Annotated in this window: 1 protein-coding gene; it reads left to right on the top strand. The window is 67.7% G+C overall.

Features of this window, described 5'->3' with window-relative positions; genetic code table 11:
* Positions 1 to 91: 91 nt before the first annotated feature.
* Positions 92 to 4109: Ig-like domain-containing protein (locus KZA10_RS08930; protein WP_218682690.1), on the top strand; the 4018-nt coding region annotated here is incomplete at its 3' end.

Raw genomic sequence — 4109 nt, 5'->3', positions numbered from 1 at the left:
ACTCCTTCATCGAGGGAGCGGCGGGCATGACGCTCTCATTCAGAGCTTTCACCGTACCGAGCCATGGATCCAAGCCGTTCGCTTCGAGTAGGTGCATGCGTCGCTCGGTGAGTTCCTTGAATTTCTCATCGACCTGGGCGTTGACGTCGCCGAAGACGCGAAGAGCCTCGTGTTCCGCGTCAACCGCGACGTCATCATCCTCAACGATGCCGTCGGTGGTGCGGCCTGGCTGGCCAACGAGAGCCTCCAGCGCGTCGACAACTGGAACGACCTCACCCCGCCGGAGGGCGAGACCGAGAACGAGGACGACTCCACCGAGGAGACCGTCGAGACCACGCTCCCCGAGCGCAAGGAGGAGAACACCCCTCCGATCGCCGAGGATGACACGTTCGGTGTGCGCCCCGGCGTGACGACGATGCTTCCCGTGCTCGACAACGACAACGATCCGGATGGTGACGTCCTGGTCGCGACCCTCGCCGAGGCCCAGCCCGCCCTCGGCACGATCCAGCAGGTGCAGAACGGCGGATCCCTGCAGATCGCGGTCGACGAGGACGCGACAGGATCGACCACCTTCACCTACGAGGCCGATGACGGTCGCGGCGGGAAGGACACGGCAGCGGTCACGCTGACCGTCTACGACAAGAGCGTGAACACCGCTCCGGTGCCCAAACGGCACACCAGTCTCACCGTGGAGACCGGCGGAACGATCTCGTACAACATCCTCCCGGACTGGATCGACCCCGAGGGCGACGATGTCTACCTCAAGGAGGTCGTCCCCGCGCCGGGCGACGAGGTCGACTTCAGCACCGACGGCCAGATCACGTACAAGGCGACCGCGAGCCAGCAGGGACGCAAGGACGTGCAGGTCACCGTCGCCGACGGATACGGGGAGAGCGCCACCGCGACGGTGACCCTCGATGTGCGGCCTGAGGGCTCGACCAAGCCCAAGACCAACGCCGACCACGTCGTGACCCGCGTCGGCGAGCAGGTCACCGTGGCACCGCTGGCCAACGACACCAGTTCGGGGCGCGAGCTGCTGCGACTTGGCCGCGTGAACGAGGTTCCCGGCGCGACGATCGTCACGGACGGGCCGAACAAGACCTTCTCCTTCACCGCTGATGCTCCCGGCACCTACTACGTGCTGTACCTGGCGACGGCCGGCCCCGAGAACGGCGAGGGGATCGTGCGCGTCGACGTGCTCGAGGCGAGCGAGACGGATCTCCCTCCGGTCGCCGTGCGCGACGTGGCGCTGCTGCCGACGGGCGGCGACGTGCTCATCGGCGTGCTCGCGAACGACGTCGACCCCGCCGGCGGCATCCTGGTGGTGCAGTCCGTCTCGATCGACGACGACTCGGGCATCTCCGTGTCGGTCATCAACCACGAGACGCTTCGCATCACCGATCAGGGCTCGCTCACCGACCAGGCGCGCATCAAGTACCGCATCTCCAACGGCTCCAAGTCGGCGGAGGGCGAGGTGGTGGTCATCCCGATCCCCGCGCCGGACAAGCTCCTGCAACCCGTCGTGAACGACGACACGGCGATCGTGCGCGCGGGCGACGTCGTCACCATCCCGGTGCTCGACAACGACACGCACCCGAACGACGACGTCATGCACGTCGTTCCCGAGCTGGTCGAGCCGCTGGTCGACCCGGAGGACGGTGAGGCCTTCGTCTCGCAGGACACGATCCGGTTCAAGGCCGGACCCGTCGCGAAGACCGTGTACCTCACCTACGAGGCGGTCGACTCGCGCCAGCAGAAGGACGCCGGCTACGTCACGATCCAGATCCTTCCGGTCGATGAGGAGACGAACGCCGCCCCGCGCCCGCAGGACCTGGTGGCCCGCGTGCTCGCCGGGTCGACCGCGAACATCGCCGTCCCTCTCGACGGCATCGACGCCGACGGCGACTCGGTCGAGCTGATCGACATCGCCTCCAGCCCGCAGAAGGGGCGCATTACCGAGACGGCGCAGAACTACTTCACGTACGAGGCATTCGACGGCTCCTCCGGTGTCGACGTGTTCCGCTACCGCGTGCGCGACCGGCTCGGCAAGGAGGGCATCGCCACCATCCGGGTGGGCATCGCACCGGGCGAGCAGATCAATCAGAGACCGTTCGCGGTGAAGGATGCCGTGGTCGTGCGGCCGGGTCGCGAGATCTCGGTGCCGGTGATGCTGAACGACTCCGACCCCGAGGGCGACAAGATCATCCTCGTGAAGGACGGCCTCGAGGTTCCGACCGAGACGGGCATCACGGCCCGCGTCTCGGGTGATCGGGTGCTGGTGCAGGCGCCGAACCGCGAGCTCGAGACGTCGCTGCAGTACACGATCCGCGACGCGAGGGGCGCCGAGGCGACCGCGGCGCTGCAGATCACCGTCGACGAGAACGTCCCGCTGCAGGCGCCCGTCGCGCGTGACGACCGTGTGCGGCCGACCGACCTCACCGACGGCACGATGAGTGCCGACCTCGACATCCTCAAGAACGACGAGGACCCGGACGGCACCACCGATCGCCTGAAGCTCGTGCTCGGAGAAGGCGCGACCCAGCTGGAGAACGGCAAGGTACGGGTCACCGTCACCGAGCAGCTGCAGCTCATCCGCTACACGATCACCGATCAGGACGATCTGGCCGCATCCGCGTTCATCTTCGTGCCGGCCGAGTCCGACCTGCGGCCGATCCTGGATTCGACCAAGCCGCTCGAGGTCATGAGCGGCGAGACCAGGGAGATCCCGCTCTCGAAGTTCGTCACCGTCGCCGGTGGGGGGACCGCGCGGATCACCGAGCATGCCAAGGTGAACGCCGTGTACGCCAACGGCGACGACCTCGTGAAGGACGAGACCACCCTGGTGTACACCTCGGCCGAGGGCTACTTCGGGCAGGACTCGCTCACGTTCGAGGTCACAGACGGCACGGGGCCGGACGACCCCGAGGGCCGTACGGCGACGCTGAGCATCCCGATCAATGTGCTGCCCCCGGAGAACCAGCAGCCGGTGTTCACGGGAGCAGAGGTCATCGTCGCTCCTGGGGAGAAGGCATCGACGCTCGACCTGGCCGCGCTCACGACCGACCCCGATCCGGAGGACGAGGGCAAGCACAGGTACAAGTACGTCAGCGGCGCGGGCAAGGGCATCACGGCGAAGATCGACGGCTCGAAGCTGCTCGTCGAGGCCTCGTCCGAGGTCGAGAAGGGCACGGTGTCCTCCCTGAAGCTGGAGATCGCCGACGGGACGACGGAAGCCGTCGAAGGCACCGTGACCGTGCGCGTCGGGGCCTCGACCCGCCCGCTGCCCGCAGCCAACACCGACACGATCTCGGAAGCGGATCAGGGCAAGAGCATCACGGTGCCCGTGCTCGCGAACGACTACAACCCGTTCCCGGAGACGCCGCTCAAGCTGATGACGGCTGCCACGGAGTCGGGTTCCGGCGGCGCGGCCGTCAAGGGCGATCAGGTCGTCGTCACACCCGACCCCAGTTTCGTCGGGACCATGGTCGTGCGCTACCGCATCCAGGATGCGACGAAGGACCCCGACCGCGAGGCCAACGGCCAGATCATCGTGACCGTCCAGGGCGTGCCGGAGGCGCCGGGCACCCCACTGGTGTCGAGCGTGCAGGACCGCACCGTCGTGGTCTCGTACGGCGCACCGTCGAACAACGGCGCCGAGATCACGAAGTACACGGTGAAGTCGGTCGGCGGCAGCCCGTACTCGAAGGAATGCCGCTCGACGACGTGCACGCTCGACGGCCTCACCAACAACGTGGAGTACACCTTCCAGGTGACCGCGACCAACCGGGTCGGCGAGTCGAAGCCGTCCGGTACGTCGGCGGTCGCCCGTCCGGACGCTCGTCCCGACACCCCGACCCCGCCGACGCTGACCTTCGGCGACAAGTCGCTCAAGGTCGCGTGGGCCACCCCGACCACTCCCGGTTCTCCGGTCGAGAGCTACACGCTGGAGATCTCGCCGGCTCCGCCGTCCGGGGTGTCGCAGAAGCAGGCCACCGGGAACTCGATGACCTGGGAGGGCCTCGAGAACGGCGGCATCTACCAGGTGCGCGTGCAGGCTCACAACCGCGCGCCCGAGCCGTCGAGCTGGAGCGGCTGGTCGGCCTCGGAGG

Origin of the sequence: Microbacterium sp. BF1 (assembly GCF_019279095.1) — a bacterium.
Taxonomy (GTDB): domain Bacteria; phylum Actinomycetota; class Actinomycetes; order Actinomycetales; family Microbacteriaceae; genus Microbacterium; species Microbacterium maritypicum.
This window is presented reverse-complemented; position numbering and strand designations above follow the sequence as displayed.